We start from the raw sequence: 26,939 nt of genomic DNA, 5'->3' as shown, positions 1-26,939 counted from the left end.
GTATGCCCTCGTCAGCCGCACGTTCCGGGAGCCCCAAACCGGGGCGCCGGAAGAGGCGCCGGGGCAGGAGGCTCAAGACCGTCGACGAGACGTCGGCGGGTGGCCTGGTGCTCGACGCCGAGCAGCGGGCCGCGGTGATCGGCAGACTTGACCGGCGAGGCCGGTTGCTGTGGTCTTTGCCCAAGGGTCACATCGAGGCCGGCGAGACCGCGGAACAGACCGCGGTGCGCGAGGTCGCCGAGGAGACCGGTATTCATAGCAGGGTGCTGCGCCCGTTGGGGTCGATCGACTACTGGTTCGTCGCGGACGACCGCCGGGTGCACAAGACGGTTCACCACTTCCTCCTCGAAGCGACGGGGGGAGAGCTTTCCGACGAAGACGTGGAGGTCACCGAGGTGGCGTGGGTGCCCCTCGGCGAGCTGGACGAGCGACTCGCATATGCCGATGAGCGCCGTCTGGTCCGCCGAGCCGCCGATTTGCTCGCCGACCGCTGCCGCAACGGGGCGGAGTCGGCGTGAGCCTGAGGAAGCTCGTCTGCACAGCAGCTGTCGCCGCGTTCGTGGTGATCACAGCGCCGCCCGCCGGCGCTCAGCAGGCGCAGCCTGACGAGATCGACGCGTTGCCCTTCATGCCCGCTCCCGCCACCCAGGTGTGGGCGACCAGATCGCTCTCCGCCCAGCCGGGCCAGGCGCAACAGCAGTTCCTGCGGCTCGACATCGACCAGCTCACCCCCCGGTTCGTCACGGGCGACTCCCCGGCGACCGTCAAGATCACCGGCAAGATCGTGAACGTCGGCGACCGCAAGGTGTCCGACATCGTGCTGCGCCTGGAGCGCGGTGAGCCGCTCGGCACCGAGGACGACCTGCGCAAGGCGTTGCGGGAGCCCGCGGCGGCCGAGGCCGTGCAGCCGAAGTTCACCCCTGTCGCCGGTGAGCTCGAGTCCGGCCAGCAGAAGGACTTCACGCTGGAGGTGCCGCTGCGCGGTACCGAGCCGACCTCGCTGGAGATCGAGCAGCCGGGCATCTACCCGATTCTCGCGAACGTCAACGGCAGGCCCGACTACGGCGGCCAGGCACGTCTCGCGGCGCTGTCGACGCTGTTGCCCGTGCTCGGGGTGCCCGGTGGCGAGACCAAGGGCAAGCCGGGCGCGCCCGCGAAGCTGACGGTGCTGTGGCCGATCGCGGACCGCCCGCGGCTGGTCAGGCTCGGCGGCGAGGACGACTCCGAGCTGATCGACGACGAGCTCGCGACGTCGCTGTCGGTCAACGGCCGGCTCTACGGCCTGCTGCAGGCCTACGAACAGGCGATCCCGTCGATGAGCACGGCCATGTGCCTGGCCATCGACCCCGACCTGCTGCGGACCGTGCAGGCCATGAGCAACGGCTACCGGGTGCGTGGCGGCGCCGAGGGCACGGGCCAGGCCGAGGCGGAGCTGTGGCTCGACCGGCTCAAGCTCGCCGTCACCGGCCGTTGCGTCGTCGCGCTGCCGTACGCCGACGCCGACCTCGTCGCGTTGAACAGGGCGAAGCTCGGCACGATGCGCACGCTCGCGGTGACCGACGGCCCGAAGCTCATCCAGGACGTCCTGTCCGTGCAGCCGCTGCCCGACCTGGTGTGGCCGGAGGACGGCGTCCTCGACCAGTCGACGTTCGACGAGCTGGTCACCCCGCAGCCGGACAAGAGCTACCCCGGCGTGAAGTCGCTGCTGCTCGACCCGACCGGACTCGCCGACGCGCCGGGCACCGCGCCCGTCGGTGTCGGCGGCAAGAACCCGGTGACCGCGGTCAGGATCGACTCGATGGTCTCGGACGCGCTGCAGGGCAGTGAGTCCCGGCCCCGCACGCTGTCCGGCGTCACCGCGCCGTTCGAGAGCCAGCCGGTGTCCGTGCAGAACGCGCTGGCGGTGCTGGTGTTCCGCGCCGGCTGGCAGGGCGACGGCCGCAACGTGCTGATCGCGCCGCCGCGCCGCTGGCACGCGCCGCTCTCGGAGATGACCGAGTTCCTCACCACCTCGAAGAAGCTGCTGGCCGACGGCTACGCGTCCCAGACCGGGCTCGAGGAGCTCACCAGGGCCGCGCCGGCGACGACGAACGCCAAGATCACCTACCCTCCGGAGGCCGGTGCGCGGGAGATTTCGGAGATCATCGCGAACTCCGTGACGAGCCAGAGCGTCGAGCTCAACGGCCTGGTCGCGGCCATGCAGCAGGAGGACAGCGAGCACGCCTCGCCCGCCGACCTGGCCGACCCGCTGTGGCTCGGGCTGCTGCGGGCGATGTCGGGCGCGTGGCGGGGCAACGAGCAGGGCGCCCGGTCCGCGGCCGAGGTCAGCCAGGGCGAGCTGAACGCGCTGACCGGCATGGTCGGCGTGACGCAGCCGAACAGCCCGATCCTGCTCGGCTCCGGCGACAGCCCGATCCCGATCACGATCACGAACAAGCTCGACGTCCGCGTGACGGTCCGGATCAACCTCGCCGACACCCCCGGCATCCGCAAGCTCGACCTCGCCGACCAGGTGCTTCCGGCCCGCGGCGAACGAGTCGTGCGGGTGCCCGTCGAGGTGCTGCGCTCCGGCCGGTTCCCGGTCAGCGTGCGACTGACCACTCCCGAGGGCGTCCCGCTCGGCGACACTGTCAAGCTGGAGGTGTCGTCGTCCGCCTACGGCACCATCACGGTGATCATCACCGTGATCGCGGGCATCGCGCTCGTTCTGCTTTCCGGGCGCCGGATCTACAAGAGGGTCCGCGCTCGCAACGGCGAGAACGGCGACGCCCCGTCCATCGAGAACGTCACACCGGAGAAGTCGAGCGCGTGAGCGAGACAGCCACGACCACCCAGCCAGAGCAGCAGAACCAAGCACCGTCGGTCGCCAGGGCGAGCGGCTCGATGGCGATCGCGACGATCGTCAGCCGAGGCACCGGCCTGCTGTCGAAGGTGCTGCTGATCGCGGTGATCGGCGCCGAGATGCTCGGCGACTCGTACCAGGCGGCTTCGACGCTGCCCACGATGATCAACGAGCTCCTGCTCGGCGGCATTCTGACCAGCGTGGCGATCCCGCTGCTGGTCAGGGCCGAGAAGGAGGACGGCGACGGCGGCGAGTCGTACGCCCAGTGGCTGATCACCATGGGCACGCTGATCCTCGGCGTCGGCACGGTCATCGCGATGGCCTGCGCGCCGTTGCTGACCGACCTCTACATCTCCGACTCCGAGAACGCGAACCCGGAGCTGGTCACCGCGTTCGCGTACCTGGTGCTGCCGGGCATCGTCTTCTACGGACTGACGGCGCTGCTCAGCGCCGTGCTCAACGCACGCCACGTGTTCGGCATCCCCACCTGGGCTCCGGTGCTGAACAACCTCGTCGTGATCGTCGTGCTGGTCGTCTACGCGCTGCTGCCCGGCGAGCTCACGCTCAACCCGGTCCGCATGACCGACGTGCACCTGCTGGTGCTCGGCCTCGGCACCGCGCTCGGTGTGGCCGTGCAGGCGTCCGTGCTGTTCCCAGCGCTGAAGAAGACCGGCTTCAAGTTCAAGTGGCGCTTCGGCTGGGACTCGCGCCTGTCGGAGTTCGGCAGCCTCGCGTTCTGGGTGCTGCTCTACGTCGGGCTCGGTCTGGCCAGCATGACGGTGCTGACGAACGTGGCGACAAGCGCCGAGGGCACGCTGACGGCGTTCAACTACCAATGGCTGATCGCCCAGGTGCCGTACGGCGTTCTCGGCGTCTCCCTGCTGACCGCGCTGATGCCGAAGATGAGCCGGGCGGCCGCGAACGGCGACAACGAGTCGATCGTGCGCGACCTGCTGTTCGGCAACCGCATGTCGGCGATCCTGCTGATGCCGTTCAGCGCGTTGATGACGGTGTCCGGTCTGGCCATCGGTCTCGCGGCCTTCGCCTGGGGCAACTCCGGCGTCGACGGCGGCACGAGGATCGGTCTCGCGCTCGCGCTCTCGGCGTTCGGTCTCGTGCCCTACGCCGTGACGCTGCTGCAGTTGCGGGTCTTCTACGCGATGAAGGACGCCCGCACGCCGACGCTCATCCAGGCGTTGATCGTGGCGGTGCGCATCGGGCTGCTCTACCTCTTCCTCGCCGTGTCCACGCCGGGTGACGCCTCGCAGCTCGCCGTCGGCGTGTCGCTCGCGATGTCGCTGAGCTTCGTCTTCGGCGCGATCGTCGGTCAGGTGTGGCTGCGGATCCGCCTCGGGCGGCTGCGCACCGGCTTCACGATTTGGACCGTCTGCCTCACCGTCGTGGCGTCCTCGCTGGCCTTCGCGGTCGCCAAGGGCGTGAACTGGCTGGTCCTGGGCGCGCTCGGGCTCGAGGACCCGGTCATCTCCGCGTGGGTCGAGGTCGTTCTGGTGACGTTGATCGGTCTGCCGCTGGCGTTCGGCCTTTTGGCCGCGTTCCGGGTGCCCGAGATGAAGCCGGCGATCGACAAGATCAACCGTTTGGTGCGGCGAAGGTGACTCCAGTCCGTGAGCGCCGTCCCGTACCCTCGTCTCCGTGAGTAGCGGAGTTCACGCCGCCCTGAATCCCGGCGGCGTCATCGGCAATGGCCGCTACCGGCTGCTCGCGAAATCCGGTGCCGACGCCAGGTCCAACGCGGAGCTGTGGCGCGCGCGGGACGGTCAGCTCAACCGGGACGTCGCGCTGACGGTGCTGCTGGGCGATCTGGCGGACAACGACGCGGCGGCCCGTGCCCGCCGTACGGTCGAACGCGCGATGCACGCGGCGTCGTTCACGCATCCCGGTGTGTCGCGAGTGATCGACGTGCTGACGCCCGGCACCGGAATCCGCGGCGACGAGGGCATCCTCGGCATCGTCATCGCCGAGTGGACCCAGGGCACCGACCTGATGGACCTCATCGCGGAGGGCCCGCTGCCGGCGGGCGCCGCGACCCGTCTGCTCGAACCGCTGGGCGCCGCCATCGAGGGCGCGCACCACGCCGGTCTCGTGCTGGGCGCCGACCACCCGCAACGCATCCGGGTCACCTCGGACGGCCGTCTGCGCCTCGCGTTCCCCGGTCCCCGGCCGGACGCGATCGCGCGCGACGACGTCAAGGGCCTGGGCGCGATCCTGTACCTGCTGCTCACCGGCCGGTGGGCGCTGCCGGGCGGCCCTCAGGGCGTGCCGGTCGCCCCGACCGGGCCGGACGGGTCCGTGGTCGCACCGAACGCGTTGCACCCGTACCTGCCGCACGACCTGTCGTCCGTCGCGGTGCGGTCGCTGGAGGACACGTCGGTCGGCGGCATCCGCACGTCCGCGGCGATCCTCCAGGTCCTCGACCAGATCGCGGCCGAGGAAGCCCAGACCTCGCTGATCCCCGCCGTGTCGGCGTCACGCGATGACGACGACCAGGTCGTGTGGACGACCCAGCGGCCCAGGCAGGACAAGCAGCAGAAGAAGAAGCTGTGGATCAGCGTCGGCGTGCTCGCCCTGGCCACGCTGACCGTGATCGTGTGGCTGAGCGTGCAGATCGTCGGGTTCTTCAGCGACGAGCCGTCCAAGGGCGGCGGCCCGACCGTGGTGATCAACCAGCCGGGGTCGAACGGGCAGACCGCGCCTCCGCCCGCGCCGGCCGGACCGGTGCAGCCGGGCCAGATCGGCGTCTACGACGTGACGAACCAGCCCGACAACGCGAACCAGGCGAGCCGGGCGGTCGACACCAACGCGGGCACGTTCTGGCGGACCGACAACTACTTCCAGCCGTTCCCGACGCTGAAGCCGGGCATCGGGCTGATGGCGTCGTTCGCGGAGCCGGTGAAGCTGGCCTCGGTCACGATCACCTCGCCCAGCAAGGGCACGAAGGTCGAGATCCGGGTCGCGTCCGCGCTGGACTCGCCGATCGAGGAGACCAAGGTCATCGGCGTGGCCGACCTGTCCGACGGGCAGACGCAGATCCAGCTCAACGACCACGAACCGACCGGTCACGTCCTGATCTGGATCACTCAGCTGACGAACTCCGGCGGCGGCAAGAACCAGTCGGAGATCCGCGAGGTCCTCTACACCCGCGCTCAGTAGAACTACGCGGGCACGCTGAGCAGACCTGTCCGGGTGATCTGTGATCACCCTCGCTAAAGTGCGTCCCGTGACCGCCGCAGCCAGCTCGGACGCCGATCTCATCTCGGCCCACGCCGCAGGTGACCCGTACGCGTTCTCGGAGCTGGTCAAACGGCACCGCGACCGGATGTGGGCGGTGGCGTTGCGCACGCTGCGTGATCCGGAAGAGGCCGCGGACGCGCTCCAGGAGGCGTTCATCTCGGCCTTCCGGGCCGCGTCGTCGTTCCGCGCCGAGTCACAGGTCACCACCTGGCTTCACCGGATCGTGGTGAACGCGTGCCTCGACCGGATGAGACGACGACAAACAAGACCGACAGTGCCGTTGCCCGAGGCAGGTCCTGGTGAGCCCGTCGCGCCCCGTGACGCGATGAGCGACCGCGAGACCAGCCTGATGGTGCAGCAGGCGTTGATGGAGCTGCCGGAAGAGCAGCGGGCGCCCATCGTGCTGGTCGACGTCGAGGGGTATTCGGTCGCCGAGACGGCGAAGCTCCTGGGCATCGCGGAGGGCACGGTCAAGAGCCGGTGTGCGCGAGGTCGCGCCAAGCTGGCCAAAGTTCTCGGGCACCTCAGGAACCGAATCGCAGATGCGAACGTCCCAGCTGACGGTGTGAATGTGCAAGAGCAACGTCAGTGGGAGGGCCGATGACCGGCATGGAGCGCGTGCCGATGGGTCCGCCGTGGTCTGTTGACCTCATCGCGGACCTGCACGCGGGCGTGCTGCCCCCTGAGGTCGCCGCACAGCTGCGTCCGAGGGTCGAGGCGGACGCGGAGGCCAGGGAGATCCTGCAGGCGCTGGACGCCACGCTGATGGATCTGCAGTCGCTGCCGCCCATCGCGATGCCCGACCACGTGGCCGCACGGATCGACGCCGCACTGGCCGCGGAGGCCCGTCCCGGCATCGCGCCGGTCGTGTCCCTCAACGACGCCCGCAAGCGCCGCAACCGCAGGCTGGGTCTCGGCGGTGGTGTGCTGGTGGCCGCTGCCGCCGCGTTCGGCATCGTGCTGGCCGTGTCGCCGGGCTCGCAGACCCCCTCGAACGACAACGCGCAGCCTCCGCAGGCGACGTCCACACCTGGCTCGGCCGACCTGCAGTCGCTGACGAAGGCCCAGCTGGGCTCCGCGGTCGGCGAAGTGCTCAAGGCGCAGAACTACGGCCCGCTGGAGACGCCGGACCGGTTGGCCGGCTGCCTGCAGGGCGGCGGCATCACCAGTTCGGGCAACCCCCTCGGCATCAGCCCGGTCAACCTGGAGGGCAAGGACGCCGTGATGGCGATCCTGCCCGCCGGAATCGGGAAGTACCGGCTGGTCGTGCTGGACCCGGCGACCTGTGGACCGGGCAAGCCGGAGGGCGTTCTCGCGGACACGACCGTGGGCCAGAGGTAGTCGCTCAAATCACGGAATTAGCTGCACCTACGATCCGTTGAGCCAGTCAGACGACGAGATCGAGGAGTTGCAGAGCCGTGAGCGTGCGCAACGTGATCATCATTGGATCGGGACCGGCGGGCTACACCGCGGCGGTCTACGCGGCACGCGCGCAGCTGGAGCCCCTGGTCTTCGAAGGTTCGCAGTACGGCGGCGCCCTCATGACGACGACCGAGGTCGAGAACTACCCCGGCTTCCGCGACGGCATCATGGGCCCCGAGCTCATGGAGCAGATGCGCGAGCAGGCGATCCGCTTCGGCGCCGAGCTGCGCGCGGAGGACGTCGAGTCGGTCGAGCTGACCGGTGAGATCAAGAAGGTCGTCGCGAACGGCGTCGAGTACGAGGCCAAGGCCGTCATCCTCGCGATGGGTGCCGCTGCCCGTTACCTGAACATCCCCGGCGAGCAGGAGCTGCTCGGCCGCGGTGTGTCGGCGTGTGCGACGTGCGACGGTTTCTTCTTCCGCGACCACGACATCGCGGTGGTCGGCGGCGGCGACACGGCGATGGAGGAGGCGACGTTCCTCACGCGCTTCGCCAAGTCCGTGACGGTCATCCACCGCCGCGAGGAGTTCCGCGCCTCGAAGGTCATGCTGGAGCGCGCCCGTGCCAACGAGAAGATCAGGTGGCAGCTGAACACGCAGGTCACCGACGTTCTGGGTGACGGCACCGTGTCCGCGATCAAGATCAAGGACACTCAGACCGGCGCCGAGTCGGAGATGCCCGTCACCGGCTTCTTCCTCGCGATCGGCCACGACCCGCGTTCGGCGCTGGTCAAGGGCCAGGTCGACCTCGACGAGGAGGGTTACGTCCTGACCAAGGACAAGTCCTCCTACACGAACCTGGACGGCGTCTTCGCCGCCGGTGACCTCGTGGACCACGAATACCGTCAGGCGATCACCGCCGCCGGTTCCGGTTGCAGCGCTGCGATCGACGCGGAACGGTGGCTCGCCGAGCACGGCACCGAGCAGGCCGAGATGGCCGCCGAGGCCGTCGGTGGCGGCTACGGCAAGAGCAACTGAAGTTCCTTCTGCGAGATCTTTTAGGGAGAGCAACATGGCAGGCGCCACCGTCACGGTGACCGACAAGTCGTTCGCGGACGACGTTCTGACCAGCGAGAAGCCCGTGCTGGTCGACTTCTGGGCGACCTGGTGCGGCCCGTGCAAGATGGTTGCGCCGGTGCTGGAGGAGATCGCGGCCGAGCACGGCGAGAAGATCACCGTGGCCAAGGTCGACATCGACGCCAACCCGTCGATCGCCCGCGACTACCAGATCATGTCCGTCCCGACGCTGATCCTGTTCCAGGGCGGCCGTCCGGTGAAGCAGATCGTCGGCGCGAAGCCCAAGGCCGCGCTGCTGAAGGACCTGCAGGACGTCCTGGCCTGACGCAAGAATTTGCAGTGAGCTGAGAAGTTCTTTGCAACGCGCAACGTGACCCGCCCGTCTATCGATAAGACGAGCGGGTCACGTTCGTTTTGGTGCCGAGGCGGTGATCTCGGTACGACTGTGAGTAGCCCTGCATCGATCACTTAGCGCAGCAGGGCACAATGAGGACTTCCCAACTGACGCGCCGACCAGGTTCGGCGCCATAGTCGAGCGAGGGTGCATGCAGCTGCTCCGCCGCGGGGACGTCGGAAGTGATGTTGCCGAGATCCGGTCGACCCTGACCAGGCTCGGACTGCTTCCGCCGGCCGACCCACAGGCGCCGCCGGTGTTCGACCAGCAGGTCGAGCACGCCGTGCGCGCGTTCCAGCAGCAGCGGGGGCTGATCATCGATGGCATTGTCGGCCCGGCGACCTATCGCTCGCTGCGTGACGCGACGTTCCGGTTGGGGGACCGGCCACTCGCGTTCCTGATGTCGCAGCCGACGACCGGCGACGACGTGCTGGCTCTGCAGGAACGCATGCTGGAGCTCGGTTACGACGCCGGCCGCGCGAACGGCGTGTTCGGCCAGCAGACCGAGCAGGCCCTGAAGAACTTCCAGCGCGACTACGGACTGATCGTGGACGGCATGTGCGGTCCGGACACCGTGCGCGCGTTGCGTCAGCTCCAGCCGAAGGTGCGCGGCGGCCGTCCGCAGCTGCTGCGGGAGCAGGAGAAGCTCCGCGGGGCGGGCTCGCGCCTGTCCGGCAAGCGCATCGTCATCGACCCCGGCCACGGCGGCCAGGACCGCGGCGTGGTCGTGGACGGCCTGTCCGAGGCCGAGCTGATGCTGGATCTGGCACGTCGTCTCGAAGGCAAGATGGCCGCCACCGGCATGGAGGCGTTTCTCACCCGCGGTCCGGACAACTGCCCGGACGAGGCGGAGCGCGCCAGGTTCGCGAACGAGGCGGGCGCCGACCTGATCCTGTCGCTGCACAGCGACGGCAACTCGTCGCCGAACGCGCAGGGCGTGTCGACGTTCCACTACGGCACGGGCAACGGCACGTCGTCCACGGTCGGTGAGGCGCTGGCGGGGTTCATCCAGCGCGAGGTCACCGCCCGCACGTCGATGTCGAACTGCGGTTCGCACCCGAAGACGTGGGACCTGCTGCGGCTCACCCGTTGCACGGCCGTCCGCGTCGAGGTGGGCTACCTGACGAACACCGAGGACCGCGCCCGGCTGGCGACGCCCGGATTCCGCGACATCGTGGCCGAGGGCATTCTCGTGGCCGTGAAGCGTCTCTACCTGCTCGGCAAGGACGACCAGCCGACGGGCACGTTCACGTTCAACGACCTGCTGCGATACGAGATGGCCAAGGGCTGATCTCCGGCTCTGCCGGCCTGACTGACGAAAAAGGCCCCCTCGCTGCCGGCGAGGGGGCCTTTTCGCTGTCCTAGACGGGGCGGAAGCTCGGTTCCGCGGTGGAGACGGTGACGCTGTTGAGAAGCCGTTCGAGAGCTGCCTCGACGTCTTCCTTCCACGTGATGGCGCTGCGCAGTTCCAGGCGCAACCGCGGCCAGCGCGGGTGCGGGCGCACGGTCTTGAAGCCGACGCTCGTGAGGAACTCCGCAGGAGTGACGCAACTCGACTCTTCGTCGTCCGGGCGCATGTCGCCGAACGCCTCGATGGCCTTCACGCCACGACGCGTCAGATCCTTCGCCACGGCCTGCACGAGCACGCGCGCGAGTCCTCCCCCTCGGAACTCCGGGAGAACGTCCAGCGACGTCATGAGGACGGCGTCCGGGCTCACCGGAGAGGTGGGGAAGGCGGCGCTGCGCGGAACAGCGGCCGGTGGTGCGTAGAAGACCGAACCAGCGGGGATGCCGTCGCAGTAGATCATGCGACCGCACGAACCCCACTCGAGCAGGACGCTGGAGACCCAGGCTTCCTTCTCGAACTCGGTGTCGCCGTATTCCTCAGCCTGTTCTCGCAGGTGAGGGGCCAACTCCCAGAAAACGCACGTCCTGCTGTGCTTGGAGAGATGCTCCAGGTTGTCCAGCGTGACGCCTACGACGCGACGGGACACCCCGACCTCCACCCGTTAACACACAAAGCGAACCCATACGAGGGTAGGCGAATGTGACGGAACCCGGAAGGCGCGTGCCCTGAACGGGACGACGGTTACACTCGCTCGGGACATTTCCTATACAGGAGTCCCACATGACTGCGCCCGGACAGCCCGCCAAGCAGGGCCCCAGAAGCCTTGACCCCCACCTCCGCCGCTACGCAGCGCGCACGGCAGGGATGACGGCATCGGAGATCCGGGCACTTTTCGCAGTCGCGTCCCGTCCCGAGGTCGTATCGCTGGCCGGCGGCATGCCGCACCTGGCTGCTCTGCCCCTGGAGTCGCTGTCCGCGGAGATCGGCCAGCTGGTGGCCGCCGAGGGACTGGTGGCGCTGCAGTACGGCTCGGCGCACGGTGTTCCGTTGCTGCGTGAGCAGATCTGCGACGTCATGGCGCTGGAGGGCATCAACGGCCACCCGGACGACGTGGTGGTGACCGTGGGCTCGCAGATGGGCCTCGACATGGTCACCCGGATCTTCTGCGACCCCGGCGACGTGGTGATCGCGGAGGGACCGTCCTACGTGGGCGCTCTCGGCTCGTTCACGGCGTACCAGGCTCAGGTCGTGCACGTCGCCATGGACGCTGACGGGCTCGTGCCGTCGTTGCTGCGCGAGGCCCTGGAGGCCTGCAAGCGCGCGGGGCAGCGGGTCAAGTTCCTCTACACGATCCCGAACTTCCACAACCCGGCCGGCGTGACGCTCGCGGTGTCGCGGCGGGCTGAGATCCTGGAGATCTGCCGGACCTACGGCGTGCTGGTCGTGGAGGACAACCCATACGGGCTGCTCGGGTTCGACGGCCAGACGTACCCGGCGCTGCGGTCGATGGACCCGGACAACGTCGTGTACCTCGGGTCGTTCTCGAAGACGTTCGCGGCCGGTCTGCGGGTCGGCTGGGTGCTGGCGCCGCACGCGGTGCGCGAGAAGCTGGTGCTGGCCGCCGAGTCGGCCACGCTGTGCCCGCCGACCCTGAACCAGATGATCGTGTCCCGGTACCTGTCGACGCAGGACTGGAAGGGTCAGATCAAGACCTACCGCGAGGCGTACCGGGAACGCCGGGACGCCGCGATCTCGGCTCTCGAACAGCACATGCCGCAAGGTTCCACGTGGAACATTCCGGATGGCGGCTTCTACGTCTGGGTGACGGTGCCGGAAGGCATCGACACGAAGGCGATGCTGCCCCGCGCCGTGACGGCCCGAGTGGCCTACGCGTCCGGTACCGGTTTCTACGCGGACGGCTTCGGCTCACGGCAGCTGCGGATCTCGTACTGCTACCCGACGCCCGAGCGCATCCGTGAGGGCGTCCGCCGCCTGGCGAACGTCATCGAGGACGAGATGCAGCTGGCCGCGACCTTCGGGGCGACACCGGGCCGTCAGCTGTCCGGTCCGCAGACCCCCTCGCCTGACACCGCCTGATCTTTCTTTGGAGTTGTGCTGTGGCTGACCGCATGGTCGCTGTGCTGTCCGGTGGGCTCTCCCACGAACGCGAGGTCTCGATCCGCTCCGGTCGCCGTCTGTCGGCTGCCCTGCGGTCGGCGGGCGTGACGGTGGAGGAGTGGGACGCGGACGCGTCTCTGTTGACTCGTCTGCGGGACCACCGCCCGGACGCCGTCGTCGTCGCCCTGCACGGCGGTGAAGGCGAGAACGGTTCGGTGCAGGCGATCCTCGAGATGTTCGGCGTTCCGTACGTGGGCACCGACTCACGGGCGTGCCGGCGGGCGTGGGACAAGCCGACCGCGAAGGCCGAGCTCGCCCGCGCCGGCCTGACGACGCCGGAGTGGATCGTGCTGCCGCACGCGACATTCCGGGAGCTGGGTGCCAAGCCGGTGCTCGACGCGATGGTCTCGACGCTGGGACTGCCGTTGATGCTGAAGCCGGACCAGGGTGGGTCGGCGCTGGGCGCTCAGGTCGTCAGGGACGCCGCCGAACTGCCGCCCGCGATGGTCGGGTGCCTGGCGTACGGCGACACCGTCCTGGCCGAGCAGTTCATCTCCGGTGTGGAGGTGGCGGTCGCGGTCGTCGACGGCCCGGACGGTCCGTACGCGCTGCCGGCCGTCGAGATCGTTCCGGAGACCGGGGTCTACGACTACACCGCTCGGTACACCGCGGGGCTGACGGACTTCCACGCGCCGGCTCGGCTGGACGCGGCCGCCGCGAAGTCGGTCGGGGAGCTCGCGGTCGCGGCGCACCGGCTGCTCGGGCTTCGGGACGTGTCGCGGACCGACGCCATCGTGGCCGAGGACGGGACCGTCTACTTCCTCGAAGTGAACGTGTCGCCGGGACTGACCGAGACGTCGCTGCTGCCGATGGCGGTCGAGGCCGCGGGGGAGTCGTTGGGCGAGATCTACGCCGGGTTGATCGAGCGCGCTGTCGCTCGCTGAGTTCTCTCCGGTCTGAGTGCGGTGCCGAGCTTCTCGGCGCCGCACTTTTTTGTTCGTCGGCGGCGAGCTCGGCGGCTCGAAAGTCCGCGATGACTGATCGACAAATAGGTGACGCCTCGTATCCGACTGGATGCGAGGCGTCATCGTCACCGTGACATAAGGCCCTGGTGTGATCCTATGGGCCTACTCCGATGTCCGAATTGTCGTTTCTGGGCTCATCATGCCGATGATCCTTTGAAGATCATCAACTGACCCGAATTCGACCACGATCCGGCCTTTTCGCTGCCCGAGTTCGACCTTCACGCGGGTGTCGAAGTTGTCCGAGAGGCGCTCGGCGAGCTCCTGCAGACCCGGCGCGTGCAGCTGCTTGCGCGGAGCCTGCTTCGGTTTCGCCGGCTTCTCGTTCTTGGCGATCGTGACCGCTTCTTCGGTCGCGCGGACCGACATGCCCTCGGCGATGATCCGTGCCGCGAGGTCTTCCTGTGCTCCCGCGTCGTCCAGACCGAGGAGTGCCCGCGCGTGCCCGGCACTCAGGACGCCCGCCGCGACCCGTCGCTGGACGGCGAGGGGGAGCTTCAGCAGCCGGATGGTGTTCGTGACGACGGGGCGGCTGCGGCCGATGCGGTCGGCGAGTTCCTCGTGCGTGACGCCGAACTCCTCCAGCAACTGCTGGTAGGCCGACGCTTCTTCGAGCGGGTTGAGCTGGACGCGGTGGATGTTCTCCAGCAACGCGTCGCGCAGCATGACGTCGTCGGCGGTCTGCCGCACGATGGCCGGGATCGTCTTGAGCCCGGCCTGCTGCGTGGCACGCCACCGACGCTCGCCCATGACGAGTTCGAACGTGTCCGCAGTGAGCTCGCGGACCACGATCGGCTGCATGAGCCCGAACTCCTTGATGGAGAACGAGAGCTCGTCGATCGCATCCTGGTCGAACACCTGGCGCGGCTGCTTGGCGTTCGTGCGGATCGCGGTGACCGCGATCTCGCGGTACACCGCCCCCGCGATCTCGCCGATCGGCTGCTGGGCCTTGGCCCCGTTGCCGGCCATGGCGGGCCGGATGGTGCTGGGTGCACCGGCAGGCGGACCCTGCGGGATGAGTGCGGCCAGGCCGCGCCCGAGTCCGCCCTTGCGCTGCTCGGTCATGCGCCCTCCTTCTGGGCCCCGCGGATCGCGATCTCCTTGGCGGCGTCGAGGTAGCTCATCGACCCGCGCGAGCCCGGGTCGTACGTCAACACCGTCTGCCCGAATCCTGGTGCCTCGGAGACCTTCACGCTGCGCGGAATCACCGTCTTGAGGGCGACGTCGCCGAAGTGGCCACGCACCTCACTGGTCACCTGGTCCGCGAGCTTCGTGCGACCGTCGTACATCGTGAGGAGGATCGTGGAGATCGAGAGGTCCGGGTTGAGGTGCTGCTGCACGAGTTCGATGTTGCGGATCAGCTGACTGAGTCCCTCCAGCGCGTAGTACTCGCACTGAATGGGGATCAGCACCTCCTGCGCCGCGACCATCGCGTTGACGGTCAGCAGACCGAGGCTCGGCGGGCAGTCGATGAAGACGTAGTCCGGCTGCAGCTGGTCGAGCGCCTCGGAGGAGAGCGCCTCCTTGAGCCGCGACTCGCGCGCCACCATCGAGACGAGCTCGATCTCGGCGCCGGCGAGGTCGATCGTCGCGGGCACGCAGAACAGGTTCGGTGACGTCGGGCTGACCTGAGCCGCTTCGGCGATGGAGATCTCGCCGAGCAGCACCTCGTAGACGGACGGCGTGCCGCTGCGGTGCTCGACGGAGAGCGCCGTGCTGGCGTTGCCCTGCGGGTCGAGGTCGATCACGAGCGTCTTGAGCCCGTGAATGGCGAGCGCGGCAGCGAGGTTCACCGTGCTCGTCGTCTTGCCGACGCCACCCTTCTGGTTGGCGACGGTCATCACCCGGCGATGGGTCGGGCGGGGGAGCAGTGACTCGTCGGGGTGCAGCACGCTTGCCGCACGAGCCGCCTCTTCTGCAATCGGGGTCCACACCACGGCGCTGTCATCTCCGTTGTTGGTCGGCTTGGCTTTGGGTTTGGAGGTCTTCGTTTCACGTGGAACATCGGCGGACTGGAACTCCGGATACACGCTCACCGATCCCTCCGCGTCTGGCGCTCCACGATGAGCACCGTCGTAGGCACCTCAAGTACGTCCGCTCCCACGACGACGACCTTGGCGTTGGCGCCCCCAGCCTTGAGCACCGCCGCGCCGTCGCGTTCCAACTCTTCCTGCGCACGCTCGCCCTTGAGCGCGACCATCCGCCCGCCACCCCGGAGGAGCGGGAGGCACCACTTCGTCAGCTTCTCCAGCGGAGCCACCGCCCTCGCAGTGGCCGCGTCGCAGTTGAGGAGCTGCTTGCGAATCGGTCCTTCCTCCGCACGCCCGCGGAGGACCGTCACGTTGTCGAGCTGGAGCCGTTCCTTCACTTCCTCAAGCCACGCGATGCGGCGAGCCATCGGCTCAAGAAGCGTGATCCTCAGGTCGGGCCGCGCAATGGCGAGCGGCACCCCCGGCAGCCCGGCGCCTGAGCCCACGTCAACGACACGTTCGTTGGGTTCGAACAGCTCCTCGATCACTGCCGAGTTGAGCACGTGCCGATCCCAAATCTTCTCGACTTCACGAGGACCGATAAGTCCGCGCTCCACGCCGTGCTCCTCCAGGAGCCTGACGAACTCGGCAGCACGCTCAACGTGCTCACCGAATACGAGCTTCGCGTTGTCGGGCAACTCCCCGGCCATGTTCTCCGTCCGTGAGCGTTTCACGTGAAACCACGCGGCGGCGACGTTCCGGCGGCCGGTGGAAAAGCTGGCGAATGCCAGGGCACCATCATGACGGATCGACCGTGCGCTCTGCCAAATCCTGAGCGCCGTTTCACGTGAAACTTGGGGGAAAGTTGCGTCCGATGCTCTACACGGTCTCTCGGCCCGGTCCCGGCACCGTCTCGACGATGGCTCACCCGGCCGGCGGCATGTACCTGGAGGGCAAGATTCGCGAGCTGCGCCGGCTTGGTGTGGACGTGCTCGTGTCGGCTCAGACGGATGATGAGCGGGTCGAGTGCGATCTGGTGGACGAGGAGCGCGTGGTCGTCGCTGCGGGTCTGCAGTACGTGTGCTTCCCGATAGAGGATCGCTCGGTGCCGGACGTGGTGTCGGCCGTTGCTCTCGTTCAGCCGCTTCATGCGCTGTATCTGCGTGGGGCTCATGTGGTGTTTCACTGCTGGGCTGGGATTGGGCGGTCGTCGTTGTTGGCCGGGTTGTTGTTGGGAATGGATGGGGTGGAGCCGGGGGAGGCGTGGAGGTTGATCGCGGCGGCTCGCGGGTTTCCGGTGCCGGACACGGCGGCGCAGCGGGAGTGGCTTGCCGGTTGGTGGGCGGGGCGGGGGTAGCTGTTTCACGTGGAACGTTGATTGGTGCCGTGCGGGGGTGGCTTGTGGTGGCGAGTGCTGCCGGGGCGGCTTGCGGTGGCGGGTGCCTGTCAGAGGACGGCTTGGGTTGGCTGGGCCTTGTTCCGGCCGGGGGAGGTCGCACTGCTGGGTGGGGGTGCCTGCCGGACAGGTGGTCGCCTTGCGGGCGGGTGCCGGACAGGTCATCCCACTGCGGGCGGGTGCCGGACAGGTCGTCGCACTGCGGGCGGGAACCGTGCGGGTGGACTGCGCTGGCTAGTCGCGTTCCGGCGGGGCGGTCGCCTGCTGGGCGGGCGGTCACCTTGCGGGTGGGTGGAGGTGCCGCGCAGGTCGGCTTGCGCTAGCTAGTCGCGTTCCGACAGGGCGGTCGCCTGCTGGGCAGGCGGTCATCTTGCGGACGGGCGGGGGGCCGTGCGGGTCGGCTTGCGTTGGCTTGTCGCGTTCCAGCGGGGCGGTCACCTGCCGGGCGGACGGTCACCTTGCGAGGGTGGCCGGGCGGGCAGTACCGAGCCGCTGCCGGTCATCGCCGCTTCGCGACGATAGCGATTGGGGCTTGACCTTGAGCCTCTGGCGGGATGCTTGACGGCCGGAAAAGGCCGGGCTGAAAAGCGCCCGGCCGTGCCCATGAGGGGAGCATCCCGCCCACTCAAGGTAAAGCCCCAATCGCCGAGTGCGTGGGTCACCACCGCTTCACCGGCAGGTCTTGGTTCACACGCCTCGGCTTCGCCATTGCCGTTGGCGGCAGATGGCTTGGCTTCGCCGTTGCCCGTTGCGCGCGGAGGGACGCCTCGGCTTCGCCATTGCGGTTGGCGACAGGTGGCTCGGCTTCGCCGTTGCCCTGACCGTGCGGGGGAGGCGTCCCCTTGAAGCGTCACGCGTGTCGACAAGTCGCCACCGGATGCTGCAACCCGCACTGGGCTTGCGTGTCAGCGAGCCTGGTGTTGTTCGCGCACGGACTGCACGGCGGAGGTTTCCGTTCCAGTTCGGAGCTGAGCTCCTCCTGCACCCGTGCTCCGTCTCGCGCTGGGGTCTGGCTGGGACAGCAAACGGCCCCTGGTTCCGGTGGGAACCAGGGGCCGTGAGTGAAAGCTGAGCCGTCAGGGCTTGGTGAAGATGATGACCCGCCGCTGCGGCTCCTCACCCTCGCTCTCGCTGTGCACGCCCGCGACCGCGGCGACGGCGTCGTGGACGACCTTGCGCTCGAACGGGGTCATGGGGTGCAGGCGGGCGCGCTCGCCTGAGGCGGCCACCTTTTCTGCGGTGGTGCGGCCCATCTCGGCCAGTTCGGCGCGGCGGCCCGCTCGCCACTGGGCGATGTCGAGCATCAGGCGGGAGCGGACTCCCGTTTCCTGCTGCACGGCGAGGCGGGTGAGTTCCTGGAGCGATTCGAGGACGTTGCCTCGGGGGCCCACCAGCTTGGCGAGGTCCTCGCCTCCGTCGATGCTGACGATGGCCCGGCCGCTTTCCACGTCCAGGTCGATGTCGCCGTCGTAGTCGAGCAGGTCGAGGAGGCGCTCGAGGTAGTCGCCCGCGATGTCGCCTTCCTGGACGAGCAGGTCCTCGGTCTTGCTCTGCGACTGCGGCTCGGCCGCAGCCTCGGACTCGGCCGAGGCGTCAGACGACGCCTCCACGTCGTCGGTCGCCTGCAAGGTCTCCGACACGATGTCTCCTCTCCGGGGCGAACGCCCGAAATCAGCGGCGCTTCTTGCTGCCCGGCTTCTTGCTGGTGGATCGGCCTGGGGTCAGGCCGGGGATCTCGGTGTTGGAGTTGCCGTTGGCGGCGGTCTCCGACGACGCCGACGAGGAGGGGCCGCTCGGGCCCGCGGTCGGCATGCGCTTGGCTCCGTTGGCCGGCTTGGCTCCCGGTGCGGGCTTCTTCGGGTTCACCGGCTTCGCGCCCGGCTTCGGGGCGAGGGCCTGGCGGGTCTCTACGACCGTCGCCTTCTTCTCCTCTTCCTCGGAGTCGATGCGCTTGTACACGAAGTGCTGCTGGCCGAGGGTCCACGCGTTGTTGGACAGCCAGTACAGCAGGATCGCGACCGGGAAGAAGAAGCCACCGGCGAGGACGCCCAGGGGGAAGATCCAGAGCGTCAGCTTGTTCATGATGGCGGTCTGCGGGTTGTCCAGCGCCGCCGCGTTCTGGCGGGCCACCGAGTGGCGGGCCGTGAAGTGGGTCGCGATGGACGCCACGATCATCAGCGGCACCGACAGCAGGATGACGTTCAGGCGCTCCGTGCCGTACGTCGCGAGCTGGTCGGACGGCATCGTGATGAACGTCGAGAGGTTCGTGCCGAAGAGCTTGGCGTTGACGAACGAGTCGACGCCCTGCTTGTCGAAGAAGTAGACCTCGCCCCAGCCGGGCTTGAACGAGCGCAGCACGTGGAACAGACCGATGAACACCGGGATCTGCACCAGCATGGGCAGGCAGCCGCCGAGCGGGTTGACGCCGTGCTCGGACTGGAGCTTCTGCATCTCCTGCGCCTGGCGCTGGCGGTCGTTCGGGAACTTCTTCTTGATCTTCTGCATCTCCGGCGCGAACTCCTGCATCTTTCGCATGGAGCGCACCTGGCCGACGAACGGCTTGAAGAGGATGGCACGGAGGGTGAAGACCAGGAAGATGACGGCCAGGGCCCAGGCGAAGCCGCTCGACTCACCGAAGACTTTGCCGAACACCCAGTGCCAACACCACAAGATGAAGGACACCGGGTAGTAGATGAAGTTGAGCACGGAGCTACTCCTCGGTGGATACGTCGGGGACCTGCCGCCTCGGCGGAACGGGGTCCAGGCCTCCAGGGTGCCAGGGTCCGCAGCGCAGCAACCGGCGGATGGTCAGCCAGGTTCCGCGCAGCGCACCGTGGACGGTCAACGCCTCCACCGCGTACGCGCTGCAGCTCGGGTAGAAGCGACAGGTCGGCGGCAGCAGCGGTGAGATGAACCGCCGGTAGAAGTGCACCGGCAGCAGCGCGACCTTCGCGGGCAACGTGGTCATCGCAGCACCTTGCGCAGGGCGGAAGAGAAATCAGCGGCGAGCTCGGAACTCGACGCTTCGGCTGCTGGAGCCAACGCGCGCACCACGACGAGAGTTCCCGGCGGCAGTTCATCCAGTGCCGGGCGCACGACGTGACGCAGACGTCGGTAGACACGGTGGCGAACCACCGAGTTGCCCACTGCCTTGCTCACGACGAAGCCCACCTTGGACGAATCCAAGGTGGGCACGTCGGGCTTCAAGACGTGGACGACCAACCGGGGCCGTCCAGCGCGGCGGCCTCGGCGGACCACCAGGCCGAAGTCCTGGCTGCGGGTGAGCCGGGCGGCCGGTGGTAGCACGACGACGCTGCGCTTACCAGCCGCGGTCAGGCGGACAGAGTCGCACGGCCCTTGCTGCGGCGCGCGGCCAGAATGGCGCGGCCGGCGCGGGTCCGCATGCGCAGCCGGAAGCCGTGCGTCTTCGCGCGGCGGCGGTTGTTGGGCTGGAAGGTGCGCTTACCCTTGCTCACGGTCGGTCTCCCGGTGCTTCACTGCTGACAAAGCCTGTGTGGTTGTCCCCGACAAACGTGGACGTAGGCGCGCGAAAGGCGCCCGTCGCAAGCGGGAGACTCGTACGAGGGTACGCATGCCCGGGTGCGGCAACCAAATCGGGGTGGCCTGGGCCACGTCTTGTGAGGCGTGCCGGGCCTTGTTACCGTTCGTCCTTCGCGCGTGCCGCGGTAGGCGAGGGAGCCGCCACCAGACCGGCAACACAACGCACCTTTTAGTGCACAGTTGTGGATAACTCTGTGGATACCTCTATCCTCCGTGTCCACATGTGGAGTCTTGGGCTCCGGTGGAGGGGAGGGGAGCGCGGAGTGTCGAACCAGCAGGTCGATCTTGGTCTCGTGTGGGCCGAGGTAGTGCAGGAACTGGCGACGAGCCACCTGTCCCCTCAGCAGCGCGCGTGGATGAGGGTCACCCGTCCGATCGGTTTGCTGGATGGAACGGCACTGCTCGCGGCCCCCAGCGACTTCGCGAAAGAGGCGATCGAACGCGCACTGCGCGACCCGATCACCGCGGCGCTCTCCCGCAGGCTGGGCCGCACGGTCTCCCTCGCGGTGAAGGTCGACTCACCGGAACCGGTCAGCCCCGTGAGCCCGCCGACCACGCCGATCCCGGTCCAGGCGATCCAGCCGATGCCCGGGATCCAGGGCATTCCCCACGGCGACACGCCCGGCCTCGCGGACGAGACGACCACCGTCGACGGTGCCGAGGAAGAGGTCGACGAAGCCGGCGACGCGCTCGCCGCCGTCACCGAGATCTGGCCCACCTTCAACACCGCCAGCGCGGCGGGCGGCGCGACGCCGAACGGGAACCTCCCGTACACCCGGCCCGCGAACCCGTCGCCGTCGCAGACGCGGCTGAACGAGAAGTACAACTTCGACACGTTCGTCATCGGCGCCTCGAACCGGTTCGCGCACGCCGCGGCCGTCGCGGTGGCCGAGGCTCCGGCCCGTGCGTACAACCCGCTCTTCATCTGGGGCGAGAGCGGCCTCGGCAAGACGCACCTGCTGCACGCCGTCGGGCACTACGCCCAGCGCCTGTTCCCCGGCATGCGCGTGCGGTACGTGTCGACCGAGGAGTTCACCAACGACTTCATCAACTCGCTGCGTGACGACCGCAAGGTCGCCTTCCAGCGCCGCTACCGGGACATCGACGTTCTTCTCGTCGACGACATCCAGTTCCTGGAGGGCAAGGAAGGTACGCAGGAGGAGTTCTTCCACACGTTCAACACGCTCCACAACACGAACAAGCAGATCGTGGTGTCGAGCGACCGGCCGCCCAAGCGGCTGGAGACGCTGGAAGACCGTCTGCGCACGCGGTTCGAGTGGGGCCTGATCACGGACATCCAGCCGCCCGAGCTGGAGACCCGGATCGCGATCCTCCGCAAGAAGGCGGCCCAGGACCGGCTCGCGGCCCCGGCCGACGTGCTGGAGTTCATCGCCTCCCGCATAGAACGCAACATCCGCGAGCTCGAAGGCGCCCTCATCCGCGTCACGGCGTTCGCGTCGCTCAACCGCCAGCCGGTCGACATCCAGCTCGCCGAGATCGTGCTGCGCGACCTGATCCCGGACTCGCACGCGCCGGAGATCACCGCACCGATGATCATGGCGGTCACCGCCGAGTTCTTCGGTGTGTCGATCGACGACCTGTGCGGCCCCGGCAAGACGAAGGCGCTCGCGCAGGCACGGCAGATCTCCATGTACCTGTGCCGCGAACTGACGGACCTGTCGCTGCCGAAGATCGGTCAGACGTTCGGCGGCCGCGACCACACGACGGTCATGCACGCGGACAAGAAGATCCGCAAGGAGATGGCAGAGCGCCGGCGAATCTACGACCAGGTGCAGGAACTGACGTCCCGGATCAAGCAGCGCGCTCGCCACACACCCTGATCCACCTGGGTGGCAACGCAGGGGTCCTCCATCGCGGAGGGCCCCTTTTTCGTTCGCCCGCGGCGGTGCGGGTGAACGGACCCCTGCGCCCGGGGACGCGACGAGCGGAGGCGATGGCGAGCACCCGGGTACGCGGCTGCCGCTCGACGGCCAACACCCGGGGACGGCTTCGGCGAAGCGATGGGACTGCATCAGTGCGTGCGGCTCCAACCACCACCACGCGCCGCACACGTACCCGGGTAGACGCGGGTCGATCGGCCGCCCGCCGAGGCTTTCTGTTCGCCCCCGGCACTCGAAGGGGTGGGGACAACTGGAAAAGTCTGTGGCCCCGGCCACGATCTGGCCACAGAAGCCTGTTGAACACCCGGGTACAACTGGCCCGCACCCGGGGACGCACCCGGGGACAACTGTGGACGATCTGTGGATCGAGAGCTGTGCACAACTGGCTGTCCCCGGGTGCGCCGATCTGTCCCCGGGTGCCATCCCCCCTTAGTCCACATGGTGGGTGACACCTTGACCTGCAGGTTTAAGGGCTGTCCCCACAATCCACAACCCTTACTGTTACTGCTGTTTGATCTCTTCTAGAGAGAACTCAAAAGCAAAACAGCGGTGGATGGTTCCCGGGGATCGGTGCCGAACCCCGAAGTGACGGGAAGGGCCGGGAGGCTCTAACGTTGTTGCTCCGCACCTCGGTCAGCTCGGTCAGCCGAGGTCGAGGCTCCCTAACCCCCACTGGCACGTTGTCGTGGTTGGGCTTGTCGACTGTCGAGGAAAGGACGCCTCATGAAGATCCGCGTCGAACGCGACGGCCTGGCCGACGCAGTCGCCTGGGTCGCTCGCAGCCTTCCGTCCCGTCCACCGGTTCCCGTGCTGGGCGGCGTGCTGCTCGACGCGGAGTCGGACGACTCGCTGACGGTCTCCGGGTTCGACTACGAGGTCTCGGCACAGGTCGGCGTTCCCGCGACGATCGCCGACGGTGGCCGCGCTCTGGTCTCCGGGCGTCTTCTGGCCGACATCACCAAGGCGCTGCCGAACCACCCAGTCGAGATCGCGGTCGACGGCTCTCGGATGATGATCAGCTGTGGCAGCGCCAGGTTCAGCCTCCCGACGATGCCGGTCGAGGACTACCCGGCCCTGCCGTCGATGCCGCAGTTGATCGGTGAGCTTCCCGGCGAGATCTTCGGCGAGGCCGTGAGCCAGGTCGCCGTCGCGGCCGGCAAGGACGACACGCTGCCGATGCTGACCGGCGTCCGCGTCGAGATCGGCGAGGGCAAGCTGACCCTCGTCGCCACCGACCGGTTCCGCCTGGCGATGCGCGAGTTCCCGTGGGAGCCGGACGAGGCGCTCGGTGAGGTCGCGATTCTCGTTCCCGCCCGCACCCTCGGCGACGCGGCCAAGACGCTCGGCTCGAACGGCGGCAAGGTCGAGATGTCCCTCGCGGCCAACGACGGACTGCTCGGTCTCTCCGGTTCCGGCAAGCGGACGACCACCCGCCTGCTCGACGCGGACTTCCCCAAGTACCGCCAGTTGCTGCCCTCCGAGCACTCGGCCGCGGCGATCATCGACATCGACGCGCTGCAGCAGGCGATCAAGCGCGTGTCGCTCGTCGCCGAGCGCGGCACGCAGGTGCGCCTCGAGTTCGTGGACGGCGGTCTGCGCCTGTCCGCCGGTGGTGACGACGAAGGTTCGGCCGAGGAAGAACTTCCGGTCGAGTACACCGGCGACGCGGTCACCATCGCGTTCAACCCGGGCTACCTGCTCGACGGACTCGGTGCCGTCCGCACGCAGAAAGTCCACTTGTCCTTCACCACACCCAGCCGACCGGCGCTGCTGAAGCCGGTGGACGAGGATGGGAACGTGGCGCCGGGCTACCTGTACCTGCTCATGCCCGTTCGCCTTCCCGGCTGAGAAAACCCTTACCGGGTACCAGAAGAACTTAGGGGAGAACACCGTGCAGCTCGGACTCGTCGGCCTCGGCAAGATGGGTTTCAACATGCGCGAGCGGGTGCGCCGGGCCGGTCACGAGGTGATCGGCTACGACCGCAACCCGGAGGTCAGCGACTCGGAGTCGTTGGCGGACATGGTGTCCAAGCTCGAAGCGCCGCGCGTCGTGTGGGTCATGGTGCCCGCCGGCGAGATCACCCGTGACACGGTGAAGGAGCTTTCCGAGCTGCTGGCGCCCGGCGACCTCGTCGTCGACGGCGGCAACTCCAAGTTCACCGACGACCGGATCCACGCGGACCTGCTGGCGGAGAAGGAGATCGGCTACCTCGACTGCGGCGTGTCCGGTGGTGTGTGGGGCCTCGACAACGGCTACGCGCTGATGGTCGGCGGCGACGCAAAGCACGTCGAGCAGGCCCAGCCGATCTTCGACGCGCTGCGTCCGGAGGGTCCGCGCGAAGAAGGTTTCGCGCACGCGGGCAAGGTCGGCGCCGGCCACTACTCGAAGATGGTGCACAACGGCATCGAGTACGGCCTGATGCAGGCGTACGCCGAAGGCTTCGAACTGCTCGACAAGACCGATGTCGTCGACAACGTGCCCGCGGTCATCACGGCGTGGCAGCGCGGAACCGTTGTGCGGTCGTGGCTTCTCGATCTGCTCGTGCGCGCGTTGGAGTCCGACCCCGAACTCGACGACCTGCGCGGTTACGTCGAGGACTCGGGCGAGGGCCGGTGGACCGTCGAGGAGGGCATCAACAACGCGGTGCCGCTCCCGGTGATCTCCGCCGCGCTCTTCGCGCGGTTCCAGTCACGCCAGGAGGACTCGCCGGCGATGCGTGCCGTCGCCGCGCTGCGCAACCAGTTCGGCGGCCACTCGGTGCACCTCGCCGGTCCGTCGTCCGGCGCGGGCAGCACCCAGGCCTAGCGAGTGCACGTCAGACACCTCCAGGTCAGCGACTTCCGTTCCTGGGAGCTCGCCGACCTGGAGCTCGAGCCCGGCGCGTCGGTGCTCGTCGGGCGCAACGGCCAGGGCAAGACGAACCTGGTCGAGGCGATCGGGTACGTGGCGACACTGGGTTCGCACCGCGTGTCCAGCGACGCACCGCTGATCCGGCACGGCGCCCAGCGCGCCGTGGTGCGCACGGCCGTGGTCAACGAGGACCGCGAGCTGCTCGTCGAACTGGAGATCACGGCCGGCAAGTCGAACCGGGCGCGGATCAACAGGGGACCGGTGCCGCGCCCGCGTGACGTGCTCGGGATTCTGCGGACCGTGTTGTTCGCACCGGAGGACCTCTCTCTTGTGAGGGGCGATCCGAGCGACCGGCGGCGGTTCCTCGACGAGATGCTGGTGCTGCGCGCGCCCCGGTACGCCGGAGTTCGCAGCGACTACGACCGCGTCCTCAAGCAGCGCAGCGCGTTGTTGAAGACGGTGAAGCACTCCCGATCGGCGGACCTCTCGACGCTCGACGTCTGGGACGGGCATCTCGCCAAGCACGGCGCGGAGCTGCTGGCCGCGCGGTTGAAACTGGTCCGCGACATGAAGGACCACGTGACCTCGGCGTACGCGGAGGTCGCTCCGGAGTCACGCCCGGCGCTCATCTCGTACCGGTCGAGCGTCGGTGAGATCCCGGAGGACAGGGAGAGCATCGAAGATCTGCTGCTGGCCGAGCTCGACCGGGTGCGGCGGCAGGAGATCGAACGCGGCGTGTGTCTCGTCGGTCCCCACCGGGACGACCTCGACCTGACGCTCGGTGAACTCCCTGCGAAGGGCTACGCCAGTCACGGAGAGTCATGGTCTTTCGCGCTCGCCCTGCGGCTCGGCGGGTACGAACTGATGCGTGTCGACGGCATCGAACCGGTGCTCGTGCTGGACGATGTCTTCGCGGAACTCGACCGCGGCCGGCGTCAGCAGCTGGCCAAGGTGGCGGCCGCCGCCGAGCAGGTGCTGATCACCGCGGCGGTGGCGGAGGACGTTCCGGACGAGCTGACCGGGGCCCGGTTCGAGGTCCACGGCGGGGAGGTGCGACGTGTCTGACTCGGAGACTGACTCAGGGGGTTCAAAGCCCCCACATGTAGCTCGATCGGGTGTGTCCGCCCACACATCTGGGGACAAGTCTGTGGATGGTGTGGATAACTCCGTCACAAATCCGGACTTGTCCACAGGTTCATTCACACCTGAGGGTGAGTCGCTGAAGGGATCCGACCTCGCGAGGGCCGCCCTGGAGGCGGCAAAGGCGAGCGCGAAGGCCCGCGGACGGGTGCCGGGGAGCAAGTCGAAGGGCCGTCCGGCCGACCGTCGCCGACGTCGCTGGTCGGGTGCGGGGCCGGACGACCGCGACCCCCAGCCGCTCGGGCGGATCGCGTCCAGGATCGCGGCGGACCGCGGCTGGGTCGCGCAACTCCAGGGTGGCCAGGTCTTCGGTCGTTGGGCAAAATTGGTGGGAGAGGAAGTCGCCGAGCACGCGAAACCGATCGCGCTCAGTGACGGGGAACTGACGGTCCAGGCGTCGTCGACGGCGTGGGCCACTCAGCTGCGCCTTCTGCAGCGCGAGCTGATCAAACGGATCGCCGCGGGTGTCGGCAACGGCGTCGTCAAACGGCTCAAGATCAAGGGACCGGACGCTCCCAGCTGGCGACACGGCCCCAGGCACGCGCCTGGGCGCGGTCCGCGTGACACCTACGGGTGAGGTCCTGTCAAGGGCTCAGCGGCGATTCTGCGGCTCAATGAGCGTTCACCTGCGGATTTGAACCCCCGTTTCAGCGGTCCTGACCCGTCTGATGGCGCTTGAGGCGCTCTGTGACCGAATCAAAGGTGT

General features: G+C 68.3%; 26 protein-coding genes. 17 read left to right on the top strand and 9 right to left on the bottom strand.

Going from position 1 to position 26,939, the window contains the following annotated elements; translation table 11 throughout:
* Window positions 1-2: 2 nt before the first annotated feature.
* The 9 genes from SK854_RS18670 to SK854_RS18630 all read left to right on the top strand — a co-directional run bounded on the left by SK854_RS18670 (window position 3) and on the right by SK854_RS18630 (window position 10,217).
* The gene (locus SK854_RS18670; protein WP_319976369.1) at window positions 3-518 is read left to right on the top strand and encodes an NUDIX hydrolase; all 516 of its coding nucleotides are present in this window, start codon (window positions 3-5) and stop codon (window positions 516-518) included.
* Window positions 515-2,812, top strand: a complete 2,298-nt coding sequence (locus SK854_RS18665; RefSeq protein ID WP_319976367.1) for a DUF6049 family protein — start codon at window positions 515-517, stop codon at window positions 2,810-2,812. The genes SK854_RS18670 and SK854_RS18665 overlap by 4 nt, the downstream gene beginning before the upstream one ends.
* Complete coding sequence (murJ, locus tag SK854_RS18660; protein ID WP_319976366.1) at window positions 2,809-4,458, top strand: murein biosynthesis integral membrane protein MurJ; 1,650 nt, start codon at window positions 2,809-2,811, stop codon at window positions 4,456-4,458. Before SK854_RS18665 ends, murJ begins: the two co-directional genes overlap by 4 nt.
* 37 nt (window positions 4,459-4,495) lie before the next feature.
* Window positions 4,496-6,013: a protein kinase family protein gene (locus SK854_RS18655; RefSeq protein WP_319976365.1), complete on the top strand. Its 1,518-nt coding sequence runs from the start codon at window positions 4,496-4,498 to the stop codon at window positions 6,011-6,013.
* Window positions 6,014-6,080: 67 nt separating this feature from the next.
* Window positions 6,081-6,698: an RNA polymerase sigma factor SigM gene (gene sigM, locus SK854_RS18650; RefSeq protein WP_089927514.1), complete on the top strand. Its 618-nt coding sequence runs from the start codon at window positions 6,081-6,083 to the stop codon at window positions 6,696-6,698.
* Window positions 6,695-7,435: a hypothetical protein gene (locus SK854_RS18645; protein ID WP_319976364.1), complete on the top strand. Its 741-nt coding sequence runs from the start codon at window positions 6,695-6,697 to the stop codon at window positions 7,433-7,435. The genes sigM and SK854_RS18645 overlap by 4 nt, the downstream gene beginning before the upstream one ends.
* A gap of 77 nt (window positions 7,436-7,512) precedes the next feature.
* Window positions 7,513-8,493 (top strand): thioredoxin-disulfide reductase, encoded by a 981-nt coding sequence (trxB, locus tag SK854_RS18640; RefSeq protein WP_319976363.1) that lies wholly within the window; start codon window positions 7,513-7,515, stop codon window positions 8,491-8,493.
* 34 nt (window positions 8,494-8,527) lie between these two features.
* Entirely contained in the window at window positions 8,528-8,857 is a 330-nt protein-coding gene (gene trxA, locus SK854_RS18635; RefSeq protein ID WP_093595124.1) for a thioredoxin, read from the top strand.
* A 220-nt stretch (window positions 8,858-9,077) separates the two neighbouring features.
* A complete protein-coding gene (locus SK854_RS18630) occupies window positions 9,078-10,217 on the top strand; it encodes an N-acetylmuramoyl-L-alanine amidase (protein ID WP_319976362.1) in 1,140 nt (379 codons plus the stop codon).
* Between the two features lie 70 nt (window positions 10,218-10,287).
* On the opposite strand, the gene SK854_RS18625 is transcribed toward SK854_RS18630, so the two are convergent.
* Complete coding sequence (locus SK854_RS18625) at window positions 10,288-10,920, bottom strand: GNAT family N-acetyltransferase (RefSeq protein ID WP_093595118.1); 633 nt, start codon at window positions 10,918-10,920, stop codon at window positions 10,288-10,290.
* Between the two features lie 134 nt (window positions 10,921-11,054).
* On the opposite strand from SK854_RS18625, the gene SK854_RS18620 reads away from it, so the two are divergent.
* Both SK854_RS18620 and SK854_RS18615 read left to right on the top strand, forming a co-directional pair.
* Window positions 11,055-12,371, top strand: a complete 1,317-nt coding sequence (locus SK854_RS18620; protein ID WP_319976361.1) for an aminotransferase-like domain-containing protein — start codon at window positions 11,055-11,057, stop codon at window positions 12,369-12,371.
* Between the two features lie 20 nt (window positions 12,372-12,391).
* Window positions 12,392-13,336, top strand: coding sequence for a D-alanine--D-alanine ligase family protein (locus tag SK854_RS18615; protein ID WP_319976360.1), 945 nt, complete (start codon window positions 12,392-12,394; stop codon window positions 13,334-13,336).
* 183 nt (window positions 13,337-13,519) lie between these two features.
* Here the strand turns inward: SK854_RS18615 and SK854_RS18610 are convergent, their stop codons facing one another.
* From SK854_RS18610 to rsmG, 3 genes are all read right to left on the bottom strand, one after another.
* Window positions 13,520-14,479, bottom strand: a complete 960-nt coding sequence (locus SK854_RS18610; protein ID WP_319976359.1) for a ParB/RepB/Spo0J family partition protein — start codon at window positions 14,477-14,479, stop codon at window positions 13,520-13,522.
* The gene (locus tag SK854_RS18605) at window positions 14,476-15,351 is read right to left on the bottom strand and encodes a ParA family protein (protein WP_319976939.1); all 876 of its coding nucleotides are present in this window, start codon (window positions 15,349-15,351) and stop codon (window positions 14,476-14,478) included. Before SK854_RS18605 ends, SK854_RS18610 begins: the two co-directional genes overlap by 4 nt.
* A gap of 95 nt (window positions 15,352-15,446) precedes the next feature.
* Complete coding sequence (gene rsmG, locus SK854_RS18600) at window positions 15,447-16,094, bottom strand: 16S rRNA (guanine(527)-N(7))-methyltransferase RsmG (RefSeq protein WP_093596184.1); 648 nt, start codon at window positions 16,092-16,094, stop codon at window positions 15,447-15,449.
* 164 nt (window positions 16,095-16,258) lie between these two features.
* Between rsmG and SK854_RS18595 the strand changes: the two genes are divergently transcribed.
* Complete coding sequence (locus SK854_RS18595) at window positions 16,259-16,741, top strand: protein-tyrosine phosphatase family protein (RefSeq protein ID WP_319976358.1); 483 nt, start codon at window positions 16,259-16,261, stop codon at window positions 16,739-16,741.
* A gap of 1,115 nt (window positions 16,742-17,856) precedes the next feature.
* Here SK854_RS18595 and SK854_RS18590 read toward each other — a convergent pair.
* From SK854_RS18590 to rpmH, 5 genes are read right to left on the bottom strand one after another with little or no spacing between them, the layout of a single operon-like run.
* Window positions 17,857-18,420 (bottom strand): Jag family protein, encoded by a 564-nt coding sequence (locus SK854_RS18590; protein ID WP_319976357.1) that lies wholly within the window; start codon window positions 18,418-18,420, stop codon window positions 17,857-17,859.
* Window positions 18,421-18,451: 31 nt separating this feature from the next.
* Entirely contained in the window at window positions 18,452-19,486 is a 1,035-nt protein-coding gene (gene yidC / locus SK854_RS18585) for a membrane protein insertase YidC (RefSeq protein WP_319976356.1), read from the bottom strand.
* 4 nt (window positions 19,487-19,490) lie between these two features.
* Window positions 19,491-19,748, bottom strand: coding sequence for a membrane protein insertion efficiency factor YidD (gene yidD / locus SK854_RS18580; RefSeq protein ID WP_030465621.1), 258 nt, complete (start codon window positions 19,746-19,748; stop codon window positions 19,491-19,493).
* Complete coding sequence (rnpA, locus tag SK854_RS18575; RefSeq protein WP_319976355.1) at window positions 19,745-20,086, bottom strand: ribonuclease P protein component; 342 nt, start codon at window positions 20,084-20,086, stop codon at window positions 19,745-19,747. The genes yidD and rnpA overlap by 4 nt, the downstream gene beginning before the upstream one ends.
* A gap of 26 nt (window positions 20,087-20,112) precedes the next feature.
* Window positions 20,113-20,256 (bottom strand): 50S ribosomal protein L34, encoded by a 144-nt coding sequence (gene rpmH / locus SK854_RS18570; RefSeq protein WP_030465619.1) that lies wholly within the window; start codon window positions 20,254-20,256, stop codon window positions 20,113-20,115.
* 348 nt (window positions 20,257-20,604) lie between these two features.
* On the opposite strand from rpmH, the gene dnaA reads away from it, so the two are divergent.
* The 5 genes from dnaA (at window position 20,605) to SK854_RS18545 (ending at window position 26,810) form a co-directional block, all read left to right on the top strand.
* Window positions 20,605-22,182 carry a chromosomal replication initiator protein DnaA gene (dnaA, locus tag SK854_RS18565; protein ID WP_319976354.1) on the top strand — a complete coding sequence of 526 codons (1,578 nt, stop codon included), beginning with the start codon at window positions 20,605-20,607 and terminating at the stop codon, window positions 22,180-22,182.
* A gap of 783 nt (window positions 22,183-22,965) precedes the next feature.
* Window positions 22,966-24,090 carry a DNA polymerase III subunit beta gene (gene dnaN / locus SK854_RS18560; RefSeq protein ID WP_319976353.1) on the top strand — a complete coding sequence of 375 codons (1,125 nt, stop codon included), beginning with the start codon at window positions 22,966-22,968 and terminating at the stop codon, window positions 24,088-24,090.
* A gap of 43 nt (window positions 24,091-24,133) precedes the next feature.
* The gene (gnd, locus tag SK854_RS18555) at window positions 24,134-25,048 is read left to right on the top strand and encodes a phosphogluconate dehydrogenase (NAD(+)-dependent, decarboxylating) (RefSeq protein ID WP_319976352.1); all 915 of its coding nucleotides are present in this window, start codon (window positions 24,134-24,136) and stop codon (window positions 25,046-25,048) included.
* 3 nt (window positions 25,049-25,051) lie between these two features.
* Window positions 25,052-26,158, top strand: coding sequence for a DNA replication/repair protein RecF (gene recF / locus SK854_RS18550; protein ID WP_319976351.1), 1,107 nt, complete (start codon window positions 25,052-25,054; stop codon window positions 26,156-26,158).
* Window positions 26,159-26,276: 118 nt separating this feature from the next.
* Window positions 26,277-26,810 carry a DUF721 domain-containing protein gene (locus SK854_RS18545; RefSeq protein WP_319976350.1) on the top strand — a complete coding sequence of 178 codons (534 nt, stop codon included), beginning with the start codon at window positions 26,277-26,279 and terminating at the stop codon, window positions 26,808-26,810.
* Window positions 26,811-26,939: the final 129 nt, after the last annotated feature.

This window comes from Lentzea sokolovensis, from assembly GCF_033949975.1.
Lineage (GTDB): Bacteria > Actinomycetota > Actinomycetes > Mycobacteriales > Pseudonocardiaceae > Lentzea > Lentzea sokolovensis.
The sequence above is the reverse complement of the archived record's forward strand: the minus strand, read 5'-3'. Positions and strand labels throughout refer to the sequence as shown.